This window comes from Thauera phenylacetica B4P (assembly GCF_000310225.1).
GTDB classification, from domain to species: Bacteria; Pseudomonadota; Gammaproteobacteria; order Burkholderiales; family Rhodocyclaceae; genus Thauera; species Thauera phenylacetica.
On sequence record NZ_AMXF01000047.1, the window covers coordinates 1 to 24,424 of the forward strand.

The 24,424-nt window shown below is 63.4% G+C and carries 18 protein-coding genes and 1 pseudogene; 5 read left to right on the forward strand and 14 right to left on the reverse strand.

Features of this window, described 5'->3' with window-relative positions:
* Positions 1 to 247: 247 nt before the first annotated feature.
* From C667_RS08500 to C667_RS08515, 4 genes are all read right to left on the reverse strand, one after another.
* Positions 248 to 847, reverse strand: coding sequence for a 2-hydroxychromene-2-carboxylate isomerase (locus C667_RS08500; protein WP_004360909.1), 600 nt, complete (start codon positions 845 to 847; stop codon positions 248 to 250).
* Between the two features lie 115 nt (positions 848 to 962).
* On the reverse strand, positions 963 to 1,769 hold the full coding sequence (locus C667_RS08505) for an SDR family NAD(P)-dependent oxidoreductase (protein ID WP_004360911.1): 807 nt from the start codon (positions 1,767 to 1,769) through the stop codon (positions 963 to 965).
* Positions 1,766 to 2,578, reverse strand: coding sequence for a sugar phosphate isomerase/epimerase family protein (locus C667_RS08510; protein ID WP_039921080.1), 813 nt, complete (start codon positions 2,576 to 2,578; stop codon positions 1,766 to 1,768). The genes C667_RS08505 and C667_RS08510 overlap by 4 nt, the downstream gene beginning before the upstream one ends.
* Before the next feature lie 127 nt (positions 2,579 to 2,705).
* The gene (locus C667_RS08515) at positions 2,706 to 3,500 is read right to left on the reverse strand and encodes an IclR family transcriptional regulator (RefSeq protein ID WP_004360915.1); all 795 of its coding nucleotides are present in this window, start codon (positions 3,498 to 3,500) and stop codon (positions 2,706 to 2,708) included.
* A 730-nt stretch (positions 3,501 to 4,230) separates the two neighbouring features.
* Between C667_RS08515 and C667_RS08520 the strand changes: the two genes are divergently transcribed.
* Entirely contained in the window at positions 4,231 to 5,025 is a 795-nt protein-coding gene (locus tag C667_RS08520) for a shikimate dehydrogenase family protein (RefSeq protein ID WP_004360917.1), read from the forward strand.
* Positions 5,026 to 5,211: 186 nt separating this feature from the next.
* Positions 5,212 to 6,114: a LysR substrate-binding domain-containing protein gene (locus tag C667_RS08525; protein ID WP_039921070.1), complete on the forward strand. Its 903-nt coding sequence runs from the start codon at positions 5,212 to 5,214 to the stop codon at positions 6,112 to 6,114.
* Positions 6,115 to 6,236: 122 nt separating this feature from the next.
* Here the strand turns inward: C667_RS08525 and C667_RS08530 are convergent, their stop codons facing one another.
* The 7 genes from C667_RS08530 to C667_RS08560 form a co-directional block, all read right to left on the reverse strand.
* Entirely contained in the window at positions 6,237 to 8,168 is a 1,932-nt protein-coding gene (locus tag C667_RS08530) for an oxidoreductase (protein WP_004360921.1), read from the reverse strand.
* 92 nt (positions 8,169 to 8,260) lie between these two features.
* Positions 8,261 to 9,070 (reverse strand): sugar phosphate isomerase/epimerase family protein, encoded by an 810-nt coding sequence (locus C667_RS08535; RefSeq protein WP_039921083.1) that lies wholly within the window; start codon positions 9,068 to 9,070, stop codon positions 8,261 to 8,263.
* 13 nt (positions 9,071 to 9,083) lie between these two features.
* Positions 9,084 to 10,634 carry a tripartite tricarboxylate transporter permease gene (locus C667_RS08540; protein ID WP_004360926.1) on the reverse strand — a complete coding sequence of 517 codons (1,551 nt, stop codon included), beginning with the start codon at positions 10,632 to 10,634 and terminating at the stop codon, positions 9,084 to 9,086.
* Complete coding sequence (locus tag C667_RS08545; protein WP_004360927.1) at positions 10,631 to 11,131, reverse strand: tripartite tricarboxylate transporter TctB family protein; 501 nt, start codon at positions 11,129 to 11,131, stop codon at positions 10,631 to 10,633. The genes C667_RS08540 and C667_RS08545 overlap by 4 nt, the downstream gene beginning before the upstream one ends.
* A gap of 94 nt (positions 11,132 to 11,225) precedes the next feature.
* Positions 11,226 to 12,284 carry a Bug family tripartite tricarboxylate transporter substrate binding protein gene (locus C667_RS08550; RefSeq protein WP_245538450.1) on the reverse strand — a complete coding sequence of 353 codons (1,059 nt, stop codon included), beginning with the start codon at positions 12,282 to 12,284 and terminating at the stop codon, positions 11,226 to 11,228.
* Positions 12,285 to 12,342: 58 nt separating this feature from the next.
* A complete protein-coding gene (locus C667_RS08555) occupies positions 12,343 to 13,836 on the reverse strand; it encodes an aldehyde dehydrogenase (protein WP_245538451.1) in 1,494 nt (497 codons plus the stop codon).
* A gap of 88 nt (positions 13,837 to 13,924) precedes the next feature.
* Positions 13,925 to 15,673, reverse strand: a complete 1,749-nt coding sequence (locus tag C667_RS08560; protein ID WP_039921076.1) for a thiamine pyrophosphate-binding protein — start codon at positions 15,671 to 15,673, stop codon at positions 13,925 to 13,927.
* A gap of 296 nt (positions 15,674 to 15,969) precedes the next feature.
* On the opposite strand from C667_RS08560, the gene C667_RS08565 reads away from it, so the two are divergent.
* A complete protein-coding gene (locus tag C667_RS08565; protein ID WP_004360934.1) occupies positions 15,970 to 17,325 on the forward strand; it encodes an MmgE/PrpD family protein in 1,356 nt (451 codons plus the stop codon).
* Between the two features lie 99 nt (positions 17,326 to 17,424).
* The gene (locus C667_RS08570; RefSeq protein WP_004360936.1) at positions 17,425 to 18,336 is read left to right on the forward strand and encodes a LysR family transcriptional regulator; all 912 of its coding nucleotides are present in this window, start codon (positions 17,425 to 17,427) and stop codon (positions 18,334 to 18,336) included.
* A gap of 93 nt (positions 18,337 to 18,429) precedes the next feature.
* Here the strand turns inward: C667_RS08570 and C667_RS08575 are convergent, their stop codons facing one another.
* The 3 genes from C667_RS08575 to C667_RS08585 are packed head-to-tail and all read right to left on the reverse strand — an operon-like array spanning position 18,430 to position 23,807.
* A complete protein-coding gene (locus tag C667_RS08575; RefSeq protein WP_004360938.1) occupies positions 18,430 to 20,520 on the reverse strand; it encodes a 3-hydroxyacyl-CoA dehydrogenase NAD-binding domain-containing protein in 2,091 nt (696 codons plus the stop codon).
* A gap of 18 nt (positions 20,521 to 20,538) precedes the next feature.
* Positions 20,539 to 22,656 carry an acetate--CoA ligase family protein gene (locus tag C667_RS08580; RefSeq protein WP_051174657.1) on the reverse strand — a complete coding sequence of 706 codons (2,118 nt, stop codon included), beginning with the start codon at positions 22,654 to 22,656 and terminating at the stop codon, positions 20,539 to 20,541.
* A complete protein-coding gene (locus tag C667_RS08585) occupies positions 22,653 to 23,807 on the reverse strand; it encodes an acyl-CoA dehydrogenase family protein (RefSeq protein WP_004360941.1) in 1,155 nt (384 codons plus the stop codon). Before C667_RS08585 ends, C667_RS08580 begins: the two co-directional genes overlap by 4 nt.
* Positions 23,808 to 23,997: 190 nt before the next feature.
* Here C667_RS08585 and C667_RS24965 point away from each other — a divergent pair.
* Positions 23,998 to 24,345, forward strand: a pseudogene (locus C667_RS24965) (thiolase family protein); the annotation flags it as partial.
* Positions 24,346 to 24,424: the final 79 nt, after the last annotated feature.

Below are 24,424 nucleotides of genomic sequence, written 5' to 3' on the forward strand. Positions count from 1 at the left end.
CCGCCCCCGCCGCTCCTACAGGAGGCCCGGGAAGCGGCGACGGTTCATGTAAGGAGCGCCGGCAGGCGGTGACGGCATCGAACGACCTCGATCCCGTCACCGCCTGCGCGCCCTCGTTCGCGGCTGCCGCCGCTCCTACACGAGGCCCAGGAGGCGCGGTGGTTCATGTAGGAGCGCCGGCAGGCGCGAATGGGGCCGTAGCCCCGGCGCTGCGCCCGGCCGATGCGCCAGGGCGGCAGCCGACCGATCAGGCCCGACGGGCCCAGGCGAGCGCGTCTTCCAGGCGGTCGTTGCCCCAGAACAACTCCTCGCCGACGCGGAAGCTCGGCGCGCCGAACAGACCCAGCTCGGCCGCGCGCTCGGTCTGGCAGCGCAGCGCGAGCTTGTTGGCATCGGCCTGGGCACGCGTGATCACCTCCGCGCCAGGCAGGCCGAGCGTGCCGAGGATCTCGACGATCACCGCCTCCTCGCCGATCTCGCGGTCCTCGGCGAAGTTCGCCGTCATCACCGCGCGCGCGAAGGGCGCCACCCAACCCTCCTCCACCCCCACCAGCGCCACCCGCGCAGCGAGCAGGCCGTTGCGCGGGAAGCGGCTCGGCCGGCGGAAGGGCAGGCCCTCCTTCTCCGCCAGGCGCTCGAGGTCGCGCCACATGTAGCGTCCCTTGGGCGGGTAGATATTGAACGGCGAGTCGTTCCAGCCCAGGGCGAGAAACACCGGGCCGAGCAGGAAGGGCTTCCATTCGATATCCACATCGGCGGCAGCCGCGGCGCGCTCGATGCGCATCACCGACAAATAGGAATAGGTGCTGGCGAACTCGAACCAGAACTCGACGACGGGTCGGGACATGGGGCGCTCCTCAATGCACGTGGACGCCGACACTATAGGCGATCGGCCCGGGGTTGGCGGACAACAGCGCAATGGGCGCACCGGAACTCCGCTGCGGTGCCGATCTGGGTGACACTCAACGCGACGCCGTTCTTCCCGGAATCATCGACAGCAGCCCATCGCACAGGCCTCCATCGACGCGCAGGTTTTCGCCCGTGATATAGCTTGCATCGGGGCCCGCAAGAAATACGACCGCGCGTGCGATATCCTCGGGCCGCCCGATGCGCGACAACGGGACCATCGCCTCGCGTTTTGCCCTCACGTCCGCATCCTGGTAGACCACATCGGTGAGGGGTGTATGGATCATGCCCGGCGACACCGCATTGACACGGATGCCGCTGGGGGCCCACTCCTGCGCAAGCTGGCGGCAAAGCATGATGAGGGCTGCCTTGGCCGGAGAATAGGCGCCGTAGCCCGGATGCGGATACAGTCCGGACATCGACGCCACCGCAACGATGTTGCCCTTGCGCCGCGCTAGCGACTCGTATGCCTCCTTTGCGAGCAGCCAGGTGGCGCGGGCGTTCAGGGCGAAACAGTCATCCCACTGCTCGGCGCTCATCTGCGCAAGTCTTGCGGCGCTGGAGCGGCCGGCGTTCGACACCACGCAGTCGAGCCCTCCCGTGCATTCGAGCGCACGTTCCATCAGCGACCGCACAGCCTTGACAGAAGTCAGATCGGCGGCAAGCGCAAAGACCTTGGCGCCTCGCGTTTCGAGTTCCTCCTGGAGCACCGCAAGCTTCGCGTCGGCCCTGGAACCCACCGCGACAATAGCCGGGGACCGATTGGCGACGAGACTGGCATCGATCATCGCATGGCAGATCGCGCGACCGATTCCGCCCGCGGCCCCGGTCACCAGTGTGGTGTAGTCGGCCCCGACGCTCATCGCAAGCCTGCGAAGAAACCGCGCCCGGAGGCCATGACATCGCGTGCCCAAGCTTCATTGCCGATGATCGGCATGCGCGAATCGCTGGGAATCTCGAGACTAATCGGGAGGTCCATAGGTAAACGGCGAAAGATTGCCGCGAGGTCGATACCCCCCTCCCCGGGCAGCAGGCGTTCGCTTCGTGCCGTGAAGATCAGCCCAGACGTATCGGTGGGGATTTCCGCTGGCGCATCGCAGAGCTGGGCGTAATGCAGCCATTCTCGCGGCATGTCGTCCAAGTCCTCGAGCCTGCTGCTCGAGCGGGCGAAATGTAGGGCATCGACAAGGATGCCGCCGTTGGGGCGATTCGCGGCACGCACAACTTCCTTTGCGCTCGCGAGATCGCGAACGGCTGTCCACGGCATGAACTCGAGATCGCACGTAAGCCCGTAGGGAGCAGCCGCGTCACACAGTCGTGCGAAGTTCTCGATCATCCGCTCATGATCGGCGTCGTCGCCGGCGACGAGGATGGACTGGGCCCCGAGGCGCTGCCCCGTTTCGAAAAAGGGGAGGAAGGTCTCGGGCTCGAACGCTTCGTTCAGCCTGATCATCTCGAGATCGAAGACCTTCACCCCCGTCTCCTTCATCGCCGCAAGGGTCGCAGCGAGCATGGTCGGATCATCCATCAGAGGATATGCGGTTCCACCTGGCGCAGCGGGCAACATACGGATGCCGATGCTGGTATATCCCGTACGGGCGGCGACGCGGATCGCTTGCGCCGGAGGAAGGTTCAGCGCAGTCAGGCAGGCCATCGAGAATTCGGGTTTCATCGAGTCGAGTCCAAGGAGTGACAGGGAGGTCATGGGAGCTACCGCGCTCGAGCGACACTGCCGCTCGGCCGATAGATTGTGGTGGCACTACAACAATCCTCTCGCAGGCGAGCCGCGCTGCCGGCTACTAGGCGGATGACGCCCGAGCCGCGCCGAACGACGGCGAGGCGGCACTAGAGGCGGCAAGCTCGTCGGCGGCCCGCAAGAGATCGGGGGCAAGCTCTAGCATGCGTTCGTCGGGAAAGCGCAGCGTCGGCCCGGAAATCGTCAACACCCCGGCAACCTGTCCACCACGACGAATGACCGGCGCTGCGATCGCCGCAACGCCATCGGCGTAGGTGTCGGCAGCCGTGCTGAAGCCGCGCGCGCGCGCTTGCTCGAGATATTTGAGCAGCGCGGACGCGGTAAGCGGCGCATTGCTGCCGAACTCCCCCTTTTTTCCAAATCCCTGGCGCGCGACGAGTTCGAGCGCTTCCTCGTCGCTCATCGTGAGTAGCCAAGCATGCCCTGTTGCGGTACAGCATAGACGTACGACGGCTCCGGTCTCCGGCTCATAGCGCAACCCCGTGCGGGTGCCCTGAGCCTTGGCCACCCACGTGAGTTTGTCGCCATCGGTAACGGCCAAACGGATCAGTTCGCCGGTCTCGTTGGCAAGCCGGTCGAGAATCGGTTGGGCCAAGTCGACGACTCCGGTCGAATGGAGATAAGTGAGCCCCAGAGAGATGAGCTTCGTCGTGAGTACGTACTCGCCCTGCTCGCGCGGTTGCCTCACGTAGCCGAAACGGATCAATTCTGCGAGCAGGCGATGCACGGCGCTGCGTGGGATATCGAGCTGATCGGACAAAGTCGCCAGCGCCATGCCTTCGGGGTTTGCGGCCAGGGTTTCGAGTATCGCCAGACTTCTTTCCAGCACGCCGGTCATTTCAGGCTCCGTCGGATAATCATCTTGTCATGGAGGCGAGAGCGTCCGAGCGCGTTCGCAACTCCGCGGGTGAAACCAGGCGCTGCAACCAATCAGCACCGCGACGGTTGGCCACAACGTGCAGCCGGCCGAGACGTCCGACCGCTCGGGCGCAAATCTTCCACTTGGCTGCAACAAGGTCAGTTTGCAGGAATTACCGCTGCGCTGCGTTTCATGCCACGCGCAACCCATCGGCTGCGGGGTGACGTTCAGCCTCGCCACGATCACACGCCACCCACGCTCTCCATGCCAAGCGCTCTGCAGGCGAGACCTGCCTTGTCGTGAGTTTACGCGAAAAGGAAACTAGTTTCAAACTTGAAGGCTATTCCACTTTACATTAGACTGTGCCGGTCAGATCGTTAGCAGATCGTTAGCAGATCGTTAGCAGATCGTCGAAATGCCCTGTCTCGACAATCCGTTCAAGGATTTTTTGCCGGACACCCCGCAGAGGCGATCGAAGCCGTCACCCGAGTGGTCGGACATGAAGATCTCGCAGTTGGCGAACACCACAGTGCATGTGCGCGCTCCAAAGATCCGGGCACTTGGGGATCCCGAACAACGGTCTGACTGCCGGCTGCGGCGCTCCCGCCGAGTTTGCTACCAACCATCCACCCTGGCCGCCTGCGGGGAGTCGAGCACGACATCTCTCGGCAGAAAGCCACAGCAGAACCACTTCCAAGAGAGGTCGTGAATGATCAAGCAGTTGAACGGCGAATCACGAGTGTTCTTCATCGTCGGGGACCCTATCGCACAAGTGAAGTCGCCCTACGCCGTAACCGTCGAACTGCAGAAGCGCGGTGTGAACGGCGTTTGCGTCCCCGCGCACATAGCCCCCGTCGATCTGGGCGATGCGATGCGCACCTTCAATCGCATGCAGAACGTGCATGGAATCATTGCAACGGTGCCGCACAAATTCAGCGCCTTCGATCACTGCAAGTCGGGAACCGAGCGTGCGAATTTCCTGCAGGCATCGAATGTCATTCGACGCGGAGGCGACGGCAGTTGGCACGGAGACATGGTCGACGGTCTCGCCATGGCGGCGGCGATCGAACGCAAAGGGCACACCCTTCGCGACAGGAAAGCGTTGTTGGTGGGTGCTGGCGGTGCGGGTACGGCGATCGGCCATGCCTTACTAAGCGCGGGAGTGGCCTCGCTCGTGGTGCATGACACGGATTCCGAGCGCCGCGACCGGCTGATTGCCAAGCTCGCATCGCTCAACCTCGGAACCGTCGGAGTCGGTTCGGTCGATCCTTCCGCCAACGACATCGTCGTCAACGCGACGCCGTTGGGCATGCGCGAGGGAGACCCCTACCCTTTCGACGTCGGTCGGATACAATCAGGCACGATTGTTGGCGACGTAATCACCGTTCCGGCGGTTTCGCCGTTGATTGCGGCCGCACGCGGAATCGGGTGCCCCACCGTGACCGGCCTCGACATGTTCGCCGAAGTCTCCGGCCTGATGATCGATTTCCTGCTCGAGACGTGACACCGGCAATCAGCACGGAGTTGCCTCAAGATCCAAGACCGGGACACGACCAAGGCTGACGCAAGCGTGTCCGGCGAAGTCGCCCCCCGACATCCCGGCGAAAGCCGCCTTGCCGGGGAAGTGCCCACGTGACGCTCGGCCGCCCCGTTGGTCTTCCCTTGCGCAGCGTATTTTTGAGTCTTATCCGTGTCTCGCGATATTCCACCGCTGAATCCTCTGCGCGTCTTTGAATGCGTAGGCCGACTGAAGAGCTTTTCGAAGGCGGCGGATGAATTGTATGTAAGTCAATCCGCAGTGAGCCGGCAGATCAGCCTGCTGGAGGACTATCTAGGGGTGCAATTCTTCCATCGCGATCGCACCGGCGTTCGGCTCACCGAGGCCGGCGAGCGTTACCTCGAAGACATCGGGCCCGCGTTCGAGCGTATTGCGATGGCGACACGCAAGCTCACCTCGAGCCGCAGGGACGAGCACCTTCGGTTGCGCGTATACTCCACATTCGCCGCCAAATGGCTGATGCGCCGCATGGCGGATTTCCAGCACCGACAACCCGATGTGCGCCTGCGCATCATGACCGCGGTAGCTCCGGTCGACTTCTCGCGCGAGACGGTCGACGCCTCCATCCAGTTCGGGGACGGCACTTGGCCAGGGGTGGAAAGCACCTTCCTTTTCGGCGACGAGTTGCGCGCGGTATGCAACCCCGGGTTGCTTCCTTCACTGGGCCGGAAACCGCTGCCGAGGGACGTCCTCGCTTTCCGGCTGATCCATTCTCACTACCGCTCCGCAGACTGGCCGGACTGGCTGAAGTCGGCAGGAATCGACCCGCCGCAAGAGAGCGCCCCCTTCATGCTCCCCAATTCCCTCCTCGCGTATCAGGCCGCCTCGGACGGACTTGGCATTGCGATCGCCCAAACCCGGATGGTGGAGGCCGAGCTCAGCAGCGGCACGCTGGTGTATTTCAGTGATCATGTGCTGCGGCGACCGCTTGGATACTACCTCGTAACGCCGCCCCGATCCCCACACGAGGGGAAGCTGGCTCGTTTGCGCGCGTGGCTGCTGGAGGAAATCAGCCTGAGAGATCGACAAGCCTGAATTCGTGCGGACGAGTTCTCACCGCGGACTCCGTCGGGTGCATGCCACCCCCTGCACGCTTTCGCGTGCAGGGGGTGGCACACTTGGCTGCCCCTGATCGAGCAGACTGTCAGGTCGCTGCTCTACAGTCGGTGCGCGAGGGCTGCGGCCTCCTGGACGGCCTCGAGTGCTGAGCGTTGCTGGCGGACATCGCCCAAGAGATAGATCGGCGGCACATCGGCACGCTCGTAAAGCGCATCGGCGACGTCGGTCACCGGCAAGAGCGATTGCGTGGGCACCACCAGATCGACCCCGTCGATCCGCGTGCGCTCGCCGCTGCTCCACAATACGGCATAGTTTTCGCCAAGCGCCTCCACCGTCGTGGCGAGATGAATCCTGACGTTGGGCAGCGCTTGTAGCGCCTGGATCTGCAGTACTCGCGAGCGACTGGCAATATCCAGCGCAAGCTCACGGCCTGGATCGGTCAGCACGACCTCGGCACCCTTTGCGGCCAGGACGCGGGCCACCCCGACGCCCCGGATACCGCCACCAATTACCAACGCACGCTTGATGCCTCCGATCGGCCGCCGGATGATTTCATACGGGCTCACGACGGGGCTGTCCATGATGCCCGGAATCGCAGGCAGTCCGGGCATCGACCCGGTGGCGACGATGATGGCATCGGGCTGCTCCGCGATGACCAATTCGGCATTCGCTTCGATGCCCAGTTTCATCTTCACGCCCGCCCGCTCCGTTGCCGTGACCAGCCAGGCCAAGTGGCCCGCCATATCCTCCCGTCCTGGCAGGTTGCGATTCAGCAACATCTGGCCGCCGGGCTGCTCTTCGCGCTCGAACAACGTCACATCGCAGCCGCGCAGCCCGAGGATACGTGCTGCCTCCATCCCGGCTGGCCCTCCCCCCACCACCACAACACGCTTGACCGACTGGGCCGGACGGATCGCATATTCGCGCTCATGCCCGGTCGTCGTGTTGACCAGGCAGACTATCGGCAATCCACGCGCGTGGGTATCGCTGCAACCCTGATTACACGCGATGCAGGTGCAGATCTCATCGAGCCGACCCGCACGTGCCTTGTTGGGGAACTCCGGGTCGGCGTGCAACGCACGGCCCATGGTCACGAAATCGGAGAGGCCCGACTCGAGAACGTATTCCGCCACGCTGGGGTCGGACAGCCGTCCGGACACACTGACGGGAATATCCACCGCCGCACGCACCGGCCCAGCCGACTGCGAAAGCACACCCTGAGGCATCTCCATCGGCTGTGTTATCCACCAGGCGGTCTCATACATGCCGGCGGACACATCGATCAGGTTCACGCCGGCCTCCTGCAGGCGCGGGGCGAACACCGTCACATCTGCCAGCGTGATGCCGCCCGCCGGCTGATGTTCGTCGCCGCTGACTCGATAGACGATGGGAACGGCCGTGCCGATCGTCGCACGGATTGCGGTCACGACCTCCAGTGGGAAACGCATTCGACGCTCGAGGTCTCCTCCGTACTCGTCGTCGCGCTTGTTGCAGAACGGCGAAAGGAACTGGCTAAGCAGGTAACCATGTGCGCCATGGATCCCGACGAAGTCGCAACCGGCCTCCACCGCGCGCCGGGCAGCATCGCAGAACCGTTTGATGACGTATTCGATTTCGTCGCGGCTCATCGCGTGCGGCGCGAACCCTGCGTAGGGAACGACCGATGGGGCCCATGACTCGAGGCCGCTGACTTCTGGACTCACCACCCTGCCGCCAAAATTGAGCTCGGGGCCGATTCGGGCCCCGTGCTTCTGCACGGCCCTGACGAGCTTTCTGAACTGCGGGATCAGGTCGTCATCATACAATCCCATCTGTAAGCCGCGCCCTTTGCCACGGGGATCGACATAGGTTGCCTCGGTGTAGAGCATGCCCACACCGCCGCGCGCACGCGCTTCGAGGTAATCGATGTACCGCTGAGTGACGCGGCCTTCGGCGGTACAGTAATTGCGCTCCATGGGAGAACCGATGATGCGGTTGCGAATCTCGAGCGATCCGATCTTTCCGGGACGAAAAAGATGGGGAAATCTCATGTGTTTCTCTCCTGACCTTTGGATGGGGTCGCGGGTCGCGCGCAGATGCGGCGCCCGATCGACGTTGGTTTCGCCGGCAACGACGCTGGTGCTCAGGCGCTGTCGAGCAACTGCCGCATCGCCTCGCGCAGACGTCGGGCACGCTCGAAGGGGCCAACCTCCCGAGCCAGCATCATCTGCGGAACTTCGACCGAAAGTGGAATGTCCTTCGGCAGTGCGCCCAACAGCTCCTTGAGCTTCAACTCTCCTTGCCCGGGAGCGAGACGTTCGGCACGTGCCTGGTGCAACAGCCCTTCGGTGGTGGTCGGACGCTCGGCTGGCGCGTCGCAGAACTGCGCATATCGGAAGCGTTCGACCGGAATCTCCGCAAGATCGGCAGAGGACGATCCGGCGCGATCGAAGTGAATGGCGTCGACGATGATGCCGCTGTTGCTGCGGTCGACGGCGGCCATGATTCGGGCCGCCCGTTTCACATCGGGCACGTCGGTCCACGGCATCGGTTCGATGTTGGCGCTCATGCCGAAACGTGCGGCTAGGTCGCACGTCCGACCGTAGCTGTCGATGAGCCGTGCCTCGTCGGGATCGTTGCCGGCGATCAGAATGTGCTCCGCGCCCAGTCGTGCACCGGTTTCCATAAACGCTTCAAAATCGGCAACGTTGGTACCCGGCATCAGCCGCAGGATCTCGATGTCGATCACCTTCACACCCGTGTCGTCGAGACGAGCGCGAACCTCCCTCACCAGGCTGGTGCCGCCAACCATGGGATAATGCGCCTCATCCGTCGTGGCCGCGTTAAGCCGCAAGCCGACGTGGGAATAGCCGGTCGCAGCTGCACAACTGACCATATCGGCCGGCGACAGATCGAGTACGGTGAGCGCCGCCAGTGAAACGATACGCGTCATCTTCGCGGCTTCCTCAGACATTTCCGGCGGAGGCCGAATCCTCGAGCTCGCGCGCAAGCGGCTCGTGCATATCGCGCTTGCCACGCAGCTTCCGCCACCAGGAACTCTGACTCGCCATGCTCAACACAAGCGCGGCCAAGATTGCCGCCGACAACGGCGAGGTAAGGAACTCCCCCGCAAACTGGACGGGGTCCTCGCCCGCCGAAATCATGGCCTGGCGGAACGAGCGATCCATCAGCGGCCCCAGAATGATTCCCAGGATCACCGGCCCAACCTGAAAGCCGTACATCTTGAGGAAGTAGCCAAACACCCCGAAACCGAGCATCCAGTACACGTCCGCCGGGTTGTTGTTGATCGCGTACGCCCCCACCGCCGACAGCACCAGAATCAACGGCAAGAGGATCGGTTTGGGCGCCTCGACGATCTTGGCGAAAATGCGGATGCCGGTCAGGCCAAAGATCAGCAGGAAGATGTTGGCGAGTGCGAGCGAGCCGACCTGGAACCAGAACAGGTGGGGGGTCTCGATCATCAACATCGGCCCTGGTTTCAGGCCGTGAATGTACATCGCACCGATGATCACCGCGGTAACGGCATCACCAGGAATGCCCAATGTCAGCATCGGAATGTAAGCGCCACCGACGGCCGCGTTATTGGCCGACTCGGGTGCCACGAGCCCCTCGTATGCTCCCTGGCCAAACGGTCGCGACGGATTCTTGACGGTGCGCTTGGCGTGGTCGTAAGCCATCAGCGCGGCGATGTCGCCGCCAGCGCCGGGCAGTGCGCCCACGACCACGCCGAGCGCGGAGGTCCGCGTGGCGAGCGGCAGATATTTGCGGATCAATCCGAAGGAAGGCAGGATCTTCGAGACGTCCTGACGGACGGCCTTGATGTGCAACTCATGCAACTGCACCAGCACCTCGGCGACTCCAAAAAAGCCGATCATCGCGGCAATATACGAAATGCCTGCGGTGAGAGTGACGGTACCGAAGGTGAAGCGCGGCTCGGCGGTCATCGGATCGAGACCGACCATACCGATGAGCACTCCGATGGCACCAGCGAAAATGCCCTTCGCAAGCGAGTCGCCGGACAGACTGCCAACCAGCAGGATGCCCCACATCGCCAGAAGCAGGTAGTCGCGTGGCGCGAACTTGAGCGCCAGCTCCGACACCAGCGGCGCGGCCGCCGCAAGCGCAAGAATCCCGATGAATCCGCCGAACACAGACACCACCGTGGTCAGGCCGATCGCGGCCCCCGCCTCGCCGCGCTTGGCCAGCGGGTAGCCGTCCATACCTGTGGCCACCGCCGAAGGCGCACCCGGGATGTTGAGCAGGATGGCACTGCGCGAGCCGCCATACACCCCCCCGAGGTAGATCCCCGAGATCACCGCGAGCGCGGAGTTCATGTCCCACTTGAAGGTGAAGGAGATCAGGATCGACACCGCCATCGTCACCGAAAGGCCTGGGATCGCACCGATGTAGATGCCGGCGAATGTTCCCGCTGCCGTCAGGAACATTAGGTGGGGATCGAGCCAGCTCATCAGGAAATAATCGAGCGCGGCGGTCATTTGAGTACTCCCTGCAGCAACGATCCGGTCGGTAGCACCACCTCGAACACGGTCCGGAACACCACGTAGATCACCGCGAGCGCGACGGCACTGACCACGAGGTTGAGCCCCAGCCGCCGGCTGCCGAGAAGGAACATCGACACGACCAGGAAGGCGTAGGAGCTCGCCACGAAACCGATCCGCTCGAGCGCGAACATGTAGGCTGCGGTGGCGAGAGTGAACAGCACCAGCGCGCCCGGCACGAGGCGCCTGACAAAGTGCTCCGTGCGCGATTCCCCCGCGGCCGCGGGCTCGGCCGGCGCACGCAACGCCGGAACGAGAATCCTCAGCATCGCGACGACCATCGTCGCAGTGGCCGCCAGCGGGAACACGCCCGCGGAGGTAATCGAACTAAAGCCCGAGATCTCGTACGCCTGCCAGACCATGAACAGCGAAAGGGCAAGCAAGAGAACGGTGAAAGCGAGCTCACCCGGTAGCCGTTGGCGCCGTGTGGACATGATTGTCTCCTTTGATACGGGTGACGCAACGCCTTGCACGTGCGTCCCCTTGTCATGTCGTTGGCCCACCCCCGGAGGGGGCAGGCGTCGTGGATCAGGGCTTCGGAATGCCGAATTCGGCGGGAGAGTGCTTCGCCAGGCCAGCGCCCTGAAGGATCCAGGCCGTGACGGACTGCCATTTCTTGAGGAAGGCGTCGGCCTCTTCGCCCGACAAGTTCACAATCTCGTTGTGGCGGCCGTTCATCAGTTCGATGAACTGCGGACTTTGGGCGGCCTTCCTGAACGCGGCCGAGAGCTTGGCCTTCGCCTCCTCTGGAATGTCACGCTTGGCGAAAACCCCATAGAACGGCCCCCACGGCAGGTACTTGGCCACGCCCGGCAAGGCGTCGGTGATCGGTGGGATGTTGCCCAGGGCGCTGTCGGTCATCGCCGTATCGCTCAGCACGGCGAGCACCCTCATCCGGCCGGCCTTGATGTGTTCGGCCGCCGAACCGAGGCTGCTGGCCATGAAGTCGATGTGACCGCCCTGCAGCGCGGTGAGCCCGGGACCGTCGCCATCGAACGGTACAGCGGTGACTGGCAGCTTGGCCACGGCCGTAATCATGGCCGAAACGGTATGCGGAACGCTGCCGGGCCCGGCCGTGCCCATCTTGATCTTGCCCGGATTGGCCTCGATGTCGTCGAGCAGCTCCCTGAAGCTTTTCCACGGCTTGTCATTGTTGGCGATGACCACGACTTTGCCCCGACCGAGAATGTTGATCGGGTAGAACTTCGAGTAATCGAGGTTCGCGATCCCCATCACGGCATGCAACTGCGGATTCTCGGCGCCGTACAGCAGGGTGTAACCGTCGGCAGACTGCTGGTACACGAAATTGGTGGCGATCGCACCAACGCCACCCGGCTTGTTCTGCATCACGATCTTCTTGCCAATAATCTCCTCGACATGTGGGGTGATCGCGCGAGACACCACGTCGGTCGCGCCACCGGCGCTCCACTGGATGACCCCCGAGATCTCCCGCTCGGGATAGGACTGCGCCATGGCGCCGCCGGCGAGGGCCAGCATGGCAAAGGTCGCTACGGATTTACGAATCGTTTGCATCGACGTCTCCAGATAGTTGTTTTTGTGGTCGTCTTCGAGAGTTTGCGTGCGCAATTCCGACCACCAGCTGCATGCGCACCACTGGACTGCAGAAAACCCGAACCTCGGGCGATCAACGGCGAATGAAGGGGTTCGCCACGTTGAGATCGGTGGATAGCCAGACACACTTCGTGTGCAGGTACTCCTTGATTGCGTCGACGCCGGATTCGCGCCCGATGCCCGAGCGTTTGTAGCCGCCAAAGGGCGAGGTGAAGCTGGTGGCACGGTAGTTGTTGACCCAGACCGTGCCCGCTTTGATCTTGTCGGTCATCAACATCGCGCGGTGCAGACTCTGCGTCCACACGCCCGATGCCAGACCGTAGTTGACGTCGTTGGCGATCGCGATCGCCTCGCTCTCGTCCTTGAATGGGATCACGCACAACACCGGCCCGAAGACTTCCTCCTGAGCGATGCGCATACTGTTGCGGACTCCGGTGAAAATCGTCGGCTCGACGAAGGCACCGCCCGAAGGGGCATGCCACGCTTTGCCGCCGAGCGCGCAGCGGGCGCCTTCGGCCTTGGCGATCTCGATGTAGCCCATGATCTTGTCGAACTGCGGACGTGTCGCAATCGGCGCGATCTGGGTCTCCATCCGGGCAGGATCGCCCATCTTCGCCCCACGCATGAACTCGACGAGCCGTTCGACGAACACATCGTGTATCGAGTCCTGCACGAGGAGGCGGGAACCCGCGATGCAGGTCTGACCCGAAGCAGCGAAGATGCCCGAGACAACCCCCTTCACGGCCTGCTCGAGGTTGGCGTCATCGAACACGATGTTCGGAGACTTGCCACCGAGTTCCAGTGTCACGGTCTTGAAACTGCGCGCCGCCAGTTCATAGATCTTCTGACCGGATGCTTCTCCGCCGGTGAAACCGATGTGCGCAACATCCCGATGGGTGACGAGCGGCTCTCCCACTTCATGCCCAAAGCCGGTCACGACGTTGACGACTCCCGGGGGGAATCCGGCGAGCGTGAACAGCTTGGCCATCTCGATCATGGACGCGGAGGTGAACTCGGAGGGCTTGATCACCACCGTGCAGCCAGCCGCTAGTGCCGGCGCAAGCTTCCACGTGGTCAGGGCCAGCGGCGAATTCCAGGGGGTGATGATCGCGATCACTCCCTTGGCCTCGTACTTCGTGTAAGTGAACACGCCCGGCTTGTCGGTCGGGATGACGTGGCTCTCAACCTTGTCTGCCAGGCCCGCGTAATAGTGTATGTAGTCCGCCAGGTAACGAACCTGCATGGTCACCTCGGCGGCAAGCTTGCCGTTGTCACGCATCTCGATCTCGGCGAGGTGCGGCGCATGCTCGGCCACTAGATCGCCAAGGCGGCGCAACAGCCTGCCGCGCTGGGTGGCCGTGAGCTTCGACCACTCGCCACTCTCGAGGGCAACGCGTGCCGCCGCTACCGCGGCCTCGACATCATCGGCGCTGCCTCGTGCGATGCGAGCCCACGGCCGATTCGTGTAGGGATTGTCGGTAGGAAAGTAGGCACCTGAAGACGGGGGAACTTCAGCGCCGTTGATGTAGTTGCCGTAACGGGGAAGGGGGTCGAGATCGGCCATCATTTGCTCCGGATCGGCCGCCGCAGCGGCCGAATGGACGAAGAGGGAAGCAGCGGTTGCATCGCGACCGCCGCCGTGCACCGGCGCTGTGTCAGTCGGCAAGTTTTTTGAAGATGACGTTGATGTCCCAATGCCCGGTAGTCGGCGTCGGCACCAGTTGTACCGGGACCTGAATCAGGGTCGGTTTGCCCGAGGCGAGGGCCTCGCGCAGTGCAGGTTCGAGTTGCCCAGCCGACTCGATCTTCACGCCGCGAGCACCGCAGGCGTTTGCTACGCCCGCGTAGTCGATGAAGTAGGGCTCGCCATCCGCCTCGAACATGCAGCCATAGGTTCCGCCCAGATGACGCTTCTCGATGCCGGAGATGACGCCGTACGAAGCGTTGTCCATGACAACCCAGACCACGGGCAGATTGGCCTCGACCGCGGTGGCGATGACCGACATGTTGCTGCTGAAGCAGCCGTCGCCGATCAGTGCCACGGCAGCCCGCGACGGAGCCGCATATTTGACGCCAAGCACCGCGGCGTGGCCGAAACCCATTGTGGCCATGCCCCCTGGGGTAATCATCGTGCCAGCCTCATGGATTGCGAACTGCTGGCCGACGCCGTTCTTGTTCCAGCCCACATCGGTGACGATGAAGCCGTTCTTCGGCAGCGCCTTGCGCACGTCGGCGATGACACGTTCGGGACGCAGCGGAAACTCGGCCGAAATCCGCTGTTCAGTCCAGTTGCTGGCGAAGGCGGCAAGGCCGTCGCGGATTTTCGCGCGCTGGGCAGGACGGGCAGCGGGTCTGAGTCCTTCGGCGGCAATCACAATTGCGGCCAGTGCCTGTTTTGCATCGGCGATCACGCCCAGTTCCGCAGGATAGTTACGGCCGATCTCCTCTTCGGAGATGTCGATCTGGATGAGACGGGTCTTCGGAATGTCGAAGGTGTAGGCGGGATCCCAGGAACTGCTATCGGTTTCACCGAAGCGCGATCCGACCGCGAGGATCAGGTCGGCGTTGCGGCACATCTCGTTGGCGACCGGCTGCCCCCAGTAACCAGTCGTCCCGAGCAGCAGCGGGTGGCCATCGGGCAGGCAGCCCTTGCCCATCAGCGTGTGTGCGACGGGCACGTCGAGCATCTCGGCCAACGCCTGGAGTTCAGCGCTGGCCTTGGCAAGATGAATACCGCCACCCGCAAAGATCACCGGGCGCTCGGCCTTGGCGAGCGCCTCGGCAATGCTGCGCGCCTGGCCCTGTTCGATGGAGGGTTTCGCGACGGGAGACGGGGCCTGCATGAACGCACCGACCGGCAACTCGGCGGAGAAGAAATCCATCGGCACGTCGACGAGTACGACGCCGGGGCGCCCGGACCGGGCTAGGTGGAAGGCACGTTCGATCACGCGCGGCAGGTCGTCGGCACGACCTACGCGATAGACGCGCTTGCAGATCGGCCGGCACATCTCGATTTGGTCGTTGTCGGCATGCAGGTTGATTTCCTGATGCGGACCGCGACCGTGGCAGTACGACTGGATGTTGCCGGTGATGACGACCATCGGAATGCAGTCGAGCGACGCGGTTGCAATGCCAGTGACCGCATTGGTCAGGCCGGGGCCGACGTGCGTCAGCACTACGCCGGGTTTCCCCGAAACACGGGCATAACCGTCAGCGATGTGTGCCGCGAGCTGTTCGTGGCGGCAGGACACATAGTTGATGCTGCTGCGTCCCATGGCATCGAGCACCTGAACCAAAGAATGGCCGCACATGCCGAAGACGACCTCGACACCAATTCGCTCGAGATACTCGGTCAATTGAACGGCAGCGATCTGCGTGCCACCCGAAGAGCTTGCTATTGCCATGTTGTCACCTCACTTTGAATATTTCTGATTGCACGACCCTGAGTGGCCGTTCAAATATCTGACACAAGGGTGGAGCTGCCGCCCGAAACACCCCGTGAACGGCGGGAGCGTGTTCGGGGCCGCTTCATCGTATCGGGCGGCCCCCGGCCTGCTACGAGAAAAAGGAAACGGAGCGTGCAGCCGAAGGCAAAACTGATCCCAACGCCGCCGAAAGAGAACGCTGCTGTTCCTTTTTTTCGCAACTGGCAGACTTGCGACGGATAAGCTGTTCTCCAATCACTGGAGGACATCACGACATGAGCACGATCCTCGACACGCTGGCCGAGTACGCCCGGCACGAGGCCCAGCGCGAGCTGCCCGAAGAGGTTTTGCATTCCGCGAAGCGCGCGGTGCTCGACTGGTTTGCAGCGCTGTATCCGGGCACACGCGTCGCACCCGCGACGCTGCTCGTGCGAGCGCATTTCCGTGAACTTGGCGGGGGAAAGTCGAGCCTGCCCGGCTTCAAGACCACCGCATTCCCCGCGACCGCCGCGTGGATCAATGGAACCGCCTCGCATGCAGTCGAGTTCGACGACATTTTTCGCGACGCGGTGTATCACCCCGGCGTTCCGACCGTCGCCGCCGCGCTGGCTGTAGCCGAGGACGAGGAACGCTCGGGACTGGAACTGTTGCGGGCGGTGACGGTGGGCTATGAGATTTCTACGCGCATCGGAGCCGCAGTCCAGCCGGCACACTACAAGTTCTTCCATACGACCGGCACGGTCGGCGCCTTTGGCAGCGCCGCAGCGGCGGCCTTCCTGTTCGATCCCGCGGACAAAGGCACGATGCACCACGCACTCGCCACCGCTGCGTCGTTCGCCGCTGGTCTGCAGCAAGCCTTCCGCTCCGAGTCGATGACCAAGGCACTGCACGGCGGCCACGCGGCGGCGGCGGGCGTCACTGCTGCGAAGGCGGCCGCGTACGGGATTACAGGCGCGTCCGATATGCTCGAAGGCGAAGTCGGCTTCGGTGCCGCGCTCGGCGATGCTCCCGTATGGTCGCGTGCGACCGAAGGGCTCGGTGAGCACTACAACATCACGCGGATCACTCAGAAGAGCCACGGTTGCTGCGGACACACCTTTGCTGCGATCGATGCAGCGCTCGCGCTGCGTCACGAGCTGAAGATCGTCGAAGCGTCGCGGATACGGACAATCGAAGTGGCCACCTATCAGACGGCTATCGAGGTGACCGGCAACTTCGCACCGAGATCCGCACACCAGGCAAGGTTCAGCCTGCCCTACGTAGTCTGCCAAGCGCTGTTGCACGGGTCGGTACGACTCGACGCCTTCGGCGACACGCGGCTCGCGGATCCTGCGGCACGGGGGCTGATGTCGCGAGTGCGACTCCACAGCGATCCTTCTCTGAGCGCCGGCTTCCCGTCCATGCGAGCGGCACGGGTGCGAATCACGCTCGACGACGGGCGCGCGCTCGAGCATTTCTCGCCCTATCGAAAGGGCGATCCTGAAGCTCCACTGAGTGATGCCGAGCTGAACGACAAGTTCGAAGAATTGGTGGCGCCAGTTATCGGCCTCACCCAGGCGCTGCACCTGCGCGAAAAGCTCTGGCGCCTCGACACGATCGAATTGGCCGAACTTCGCCTGGTGCCGACCTGAACGCCTGGCGGAAGGCGTAGCTGTGGTAAAACGAACGACAGAACTGCAATCCAGCCCGACCGTCGGATTGCGCTTGCGAGGAGGAAGGGAGCGTACAGAATGACGATGGATATCCCGGCACTCGAACTGCTCGTTGCGGCCATCGAGGAAAAGAGTCTTTCGCGCGCTGCAGAGCGAACCAATGTCGTCACCTCGGCGGCCAGCAAGCGCATCATCGAACTGGAACGTCAGTTGGGAGTCGCCCTGTTGCGCCGCCACGGTCGCGGCGTCGAAGCGACGCCCGCGGGCGCCATGTTGTATCAGCGCGCCAAGTCCATCCTGCGCGGCGTACGCCTTGCCGAAGAGGCCATGGCCGAGTTCGCGCCGACTGGCATCGCCAAGATACGCCTCGCGGCCAATCGTTCGACGATGCTGCATTTCATTCCAACCGTCATCAGCCGCTATCTTTCGCGTACGCCGGATACCCGCATCGACCTGAAGGAGGCTTTGAGCTTTGACGTACCCCGGCTGATCGCGGAAGGCGAAGCCGACATCGGCATCTATCACAACACGCGCCCAGCGCCCGGCGTTACTTCCTACCCGTACCTGATGGACCGCATCGTGCTGGTAGTCCCGCGCGGACATCCCCTCGAAGCCAGGAGTGCGGTATTCCTCGAGGAGGCCATCGATTACGACTTTATCGGCTACTTCCCGCGTCACTCGTTCGAGGCATTCATGGAACTGGCCGAACAGAGCATCTCCCGTCCGCTCAATGTCCGCGTCCAGGTCACCAACTTCGAGGCTCGATGCACGATGGTAAGCGAGGGACTGGGGCTGGCGATCATGCCCGAGCAGGGCGCTCGACCCCATGCCTGCAGCATGCGACTGACCTGCCTTCCACTGAAGGACGACTGGGCGACGCGACAGTACTATCTGTGCGTGCGCGATGCGACGACGTTGTCGCCTGTGGTGGCCGATCTGTTCAGCTACCTCCTGAAGGTCAACACGGAAAACCGCTCGCAAGACCTCTAGCGGGACAACCGCAGTGCGACCGACGCTCAGGGTGTCGTGAGCGTGGCTGGCGGGCATGGGAGGGCGGGACATGTTGTCGGCTTCCGCGTCCGCTCAGCCTTGTTTGGCTGGCACGCGGCCTTCGGGCATCATCCGGCGCAGCAAGGCGAGTTCTCCACGCACGAAACCCGTGCCACTTACGATTGCGATTGCGTCCAGATCAGCCTCGAGCGAGGCCGGATCCGATGCTAGTTCGCAACACGCCCAAAAGGCCGGACCGCCTTCCCACTTCGGAAAGCCGAAGCCGTTGACCATCACCAGATCGACATCGGTGAGCCGCGTCGTCACACCTTCGGCGAGCAGCAATGCGGCCTCGTTGGCCATCGTGAGCAGCACGCGCCGCACGATCTGTTCGGGAGTGAAGGGACGGCGCACGATCCCTTTCGCGGCAGACTCCTCGGCAATCAACCGCGCCACCACGGGATCGGGCCTTCCTCGTTTGCCCTGTTCGGGATAGCTGTAATACCCGGCACCCGTCTTGCGCCCGAGCCGGTTCATCTCGCAAAGTCGGTCGGGCACCGCCACATAGCGCTCTTCCGGATCGCGCGCGGCGGTCCCGGCCTGCCTCATCCGCCACGCAATATCGAGACCCGACAGGTCGGCGACCGCAAAAGGCCCCATCGCGAAACCGAATGCTTCCACGGCAGCATCGATCTCCTGCGGCAGCGCGCCCTCCTCGAGCATGAATTCGCACTGTTTGCGATAGGCTGCGTAGATCCGGTTGCCGATGAATCCGAACGCATTGCCGGTCAAGATCGGCAGCTTGCCGAGCCGCTTCCCGACTGCGAAGCCCGTGGCCAGCACATCTGGCGCGGTGTAGGCACCGCGCACGACTTCCAGCAGGCGCATCACGTTTGCCGGGCTGAAGAAATGCAAGCCGATGACATTGTGCGGACGCCGGGTTGCCTCGGCGATGGCATCGAGATCGAGATAAGACGTGTTCGAGGCGAGCACCACATGGGCAGGCACGATCCGCTCGATACGCCGAAAGAGCGCCTGCTTGACAGCCAGATCCTCGAACACGGCCTCGATCACAAGTTGGACGTCGGCAAGCTTCCCTTCATCCGTGGAAGCGGTCAGCCGGGCCTGCTGGCGGCCAGCCTCGTCGGCGGTCATCTTTCCAGCCGCCGTACGTCGAGCGTAGTGATCCCCAATGCGCTGCAAACCGCGTTCGAGCGCATCGCTGCTTTCCTCCAGCAATGTCACGGCGTAGCCGGCAGCGAGCGAAGCCAGGGCGATTCCGGCACCCATGGTGCCCGCGCCGATGACCGCGACGCGCTCCACAGCGCGTGCTGGGATGTCCTGGATTTCGGGCAGCTTCGCCGAATCGCGCTCTGCGAAGAACTGATGGCGCAGGGCAAATGCCGCACGCCCGATGCGCAGCCGCTGAAACGCTTCGCGTTCAGTAGCCAAGGCTTCGTCGAAAGGGCGAATCGTCGCCGTGCGAACGGCTTCGATGGCGTCCCGAACCTGAGGGAGCTTGCGACCGGCCTCGAGTGCGGCCGTCTCGGCGGCGTATACCGCCGCGGCGTCCTCCTCGCGTACGCAGAGATTGCGAATCGGCCGCTTCTCGCCCTTCAGGCGTCGAGCAAACGCGACGGCGAAGGCCCGAAGATCACCCTCGGCGACGGCATCGATCATCCCGAGCGCCTTCGCCTCGGCCGCCTCGACACGCTTGCCGCTGCAGATCAGGTCGATCGCCGCTACCTGGCCAACGAGGCGGGGGAGGCGCTGCGTACCCCCTGCGCCGGGAATGATGCCGAGCGTTACCTCGGGCAGGCCGACAAGCGTGCCCGCTGCAGCCACCCGCGCATCGCAGCCGAGGGCAAGTTCATACCCGCCACCGAGCGCCGCACCGTGCAACGCCGCGACGACCGGTTTCGGGCAACCCTCGATCGCCGCGATCACATCGGGGAGTTGGGGACTTGCGAGTGGCTGCCCGAACTCGCGCAGGTCGGACCCTGCAATGAAGGTCTTGCCGACACCGATCAGGATCGCCGCCTTCAGGGCGGGGTCCGCCGCGACGCGCTCGATGCTCCGAAGGATGCCGCTCCGCACCTCGATCGATCCCGCATTGACCGGCGGGTTGTCGATGCGGATCACTGCGATGTCGCCATCAGCGTCGAAATGGACGTATCCGTTCATTATCGTGGCTCCCGTCGATCAACCCAGACGCACCAGGGAATCGACCGCCACCGCCCCCTGCCCCTTGGGAAGCACCATCAGCGGGTTCATCTCCGCTTCGAGCACGACCTCGTCCCGCAGCATGGCGAGCTTCGAGAAGGCGGACACGGCCTGTGCGACGGCCTCGAGATCGCCTTCCGGTCGGCCGCGGTAACCGGCGAGAGCCTTTAGCGCACGGACCTCCGACACCATCTCGCGTGCCACCTCGACACCCACCGGGGCGAGTCGCATCGCACGGTCGCGATAGATTTCGGTGAGCACGCCGCCGGCCGCCAGCATTACCAGCGGACCGACGTCGGGGTCGCGGCGAAATCCCACCAGCACCTCACCGATGCCGCGGGTCATGGCCTGCACCAGCACCTGCTCGACCCGCGTCCCCGGTCGCGCATGTTCGACCTCCTTGCGGATGCGCAGAATGGCTGCTTGAAGGTCTCCTGCATTCTCGACGCCGAGCACCACCCCGCCGACATCGGTCTTGTGCGCAATCTCCTCATGCAGGACCTTGACCACCACCGGATAGGCGAAGGGCAGTGCGGGAACCGGATCATCGATCGCCAGCACCACATATGGCGCATGGGTGACGCCCAGCGGGCCGAGCAAGCGGTAGGCTGCAGCTTCATCCAGCATTCGCGCACCGCGCGGAGCAGGCGCAGTGGGCGCGGGCTCGACCGGCTTGCGACGGGCAAACGCCGCCGCGATGACGTCTCCGCAGGCTTCGGGGGTGCGGAAGTTGGGGACACCGGCTTCGGTCAAGCGCAGTTGCGCCTCCGGGGCATCGGGCACCACGAAGCAGGCAAGCGGCTTGACGCCATCGGCGCTGTCGACGACCGGCTTGACTGCCAGATCCGGCTGGTAGCGCGCCGAGGATCCGACCGTGGCGAGCACCATGTCGAACTCGGGTGCCGACTGCATGACTTCGAGCGCCGCCTTCATCACCTCATACTTAGTGCCAGCGAGCGTCAGGTCCACGATACCACCCGGATTTACATCGACACCGCGCGCCTTCATGCGCGTGAGCGTCTCCGCTGACGGCGGCACCACCGATACGCCACGAATACCAAGTTGGTCGACCGCCATGGCGGCGCCGCCGCCGGTGGTCGTGACCACGCCCACGGTGGGTTTGTGGCCGCGCTCCTTGCGCAAGGTCCTGACCGGCATGCGCCCCAGAAGTGGCAACGCCTCGAGGAAGCCTTCCAGCGTCTCGACACGCGCGATGCCGCAGTCACGAAAGAACGTCTCGGCCACGGAATCCTCACCGGCCAACGCGCCGGTGTGCGATACCGCCAGCTCGGCGGCGACATCCGAACGGCCGAGCTTGTAGGCGACCACCGGCTTGTTGCGCGCAGCCGCGCCGAGCGCGAAACGCTGCAGGAGATCGGCATGATGCATGGACTCGAGGAAAAGCATGTAGCCGGTGACGTTCGGATCGTCGAGCGTCGCTTCGCAGACCTCGCCGATGGACAGATCGCTTTCGCCACCAACCGAGACCAGCCCCGCAAAACCGATGCCGCGCGCACGACCACGCGAGACAAGCGCGCCGAGCATGCTGCCGCTGTGCGATGCGCAAAAGATGCCACCGACGGGTAGATCCGGCTCCGCGAAGGCCGCGTTCGCAGTCAGCACAAGTCTTTCGCGCAGCGTCACTACACCGATGCTCGATGGGCCAAGCACTCGGACACCGTACTGCCGGGCGACCTCGCGCAGCCGGCGTTCACGCTCGACCCCTTTCGCACCGGCCTCCGAGAAACCACCCGCAAGAATCGTCGCGACGGGGATACCCAGCTTGCCGCACTCCTCGACTGCGGCGATGGCCGAATCCGAGTTAGTCAGGATGAACGCGTGCTCGGGCACCTCCGGCAACGCAGACAATGACGGATATGCCTTCTCGCCTTGTACCAGCTCGCGAGTCGGATTGACGTTGTAGATCGTTCCCTCATAGCCGGCCGCGCGCAAGAATCGCAGCGGGCGGGCAGCGGTCTTCGCCAGATCGTCGGAGATACCGACAAGGGCGACTTTCCCCGGGTGCAGAAGAGCCCGGGCAAGTGCCGAGCCGGTTAGGGCTTGAGTCGATGTCATGGACGTGTAGTTTCCCTTCATGCCTTCGGCAGGCGTTGGTCGAAACGGCGACCGAACACATCTTCGGCAATGCGGTTCTTGAGGATTTCGATGGAGCCTCCGGCAATCATCCAACCACGGGTGCGCTTGACGCAGTACTCGACGAGAGCCTCGCAGGAGTAGCCGTACCCCCCCATCGCTTGCATGGCCTCGTTCGAGACCTCCCAGCCAGTCAAGTTGCAGGCCAGCTTTGCAACGCTCGTTTCATATCCCGAAGGCAACCCCCGGTCGGCATTGGCAGCCGCACGGTAGAGCAGGAGCTGGGCCGACTCCAGCTTCAGCGCCATCTCGGCAAACTTCCATTGCAACCCCTGGAACTCGCACAACGGGCGGCCGAACTGTTCGCGCTGCAGGCAGTGTTCGCGGGCGACGTTGAAGGCATAACGACCTAGAGCCAGCGCGCGCGAGGCATTGCCGATCCGTTCGACATTGAAACCGGAAATCTGCTTCTTGAAACCTCCGGGTCCAAGCAAGACATTTGCCTTCGGGATGCGACAATCGGTGAAATAGAGCTGCGACCACTCCTCGCCACTCATGAAGGCCGAAGGCTGGCCAACCTCGAATCCTGGCGTGCCGCGCTCGACGATCAAGGAACCGATGCCGCCAAGACCAGGCCCGAAGCGCACATAAATGAGAAAGGTGTTGGCGTGCGGGCTGTGCGTCGAGAACACCTTCGTACCATTGATGACGTAGTGATCACCATCCTCCACCGCCGTGGTCTTCAATTCCGTCACCGCAGAACCCGCGCCCGGCTCGCTCATGCCGAGTGCAAGAAGGGTCTTGCCAGCCAGCAGATCGGGCAGGAAGCGCTCTTTCAACGCGGGCGACGCATATTCGGCGAAGGTGCGGATCGCCCCGAAGTTGCCTGCCTGCACCACGTCCGCACTCTTCGGACAGACGAGGGCCAACTCCTGGATCGCAATGACAGCATCCATAAGCGTACCGCCGATTCCACCATCCTCTTCCTTGATCGTGATGCCCAGCAGCCCCTGCGCGGAGAGTTTTTCCGCAATGCCCCATGGATAATCCGGGGAATGGGCACGCACAAGCGCACCGTCGGCAAGTTCGCGCTTCGCGAAACGGTGTACCGATTCGGCAAAGCTGCGCTGATCTTCGTCGAGATTGAAATTCATTTGGTGCAGTCCTGTCGGCGGAGTGGATGCATCACATCGTAGCCAAGCCCTTGCGGTACGTGTTTTCGCATAAGTCATGAGGCCATGAGTTATACGAAAACACGCTGTCGCGGGCTCTGACATAAGATCGGTCCGATCCGGCTTTGCGGTAGATTCGCCGCTGCGGCCACACTTATGGAGAGCCAAGAAAATGAACGTGCTAAAAGGACAGGCATACATATGTGACGCGATTCGCACGCCGATCGGCCGCTACGGTGGCGCGCTATCGTCCGTGCGAGCGGATGATCTCGGCGCAGCACCTATCCGTGCTCTCGTGGCCCGCAACCCGCACGTTGACTGGACCGCTGTCGACGATGTGATCTACGGTTGCGCAAACCAGGCTGGTGAAGACAACCGCAACGTCGCCCGCATGTCCCTGCTACTTGCAGGACTGCCGGATGTGGTGCCGGGCACAACTGTCAACCGCCTGTGCGGCTCCGGCATGGATGCGGTCGGAATCGCGTCGCGTGCAATCAAAGCGGGCGAAACACAATTCCTGAATCCGTGTTGTCTTCAGCGCGTACCCGCTCCGCGAGCCCCAGCGCATGATTTTTCTGCTGCCTGACTCCCAATCTCAG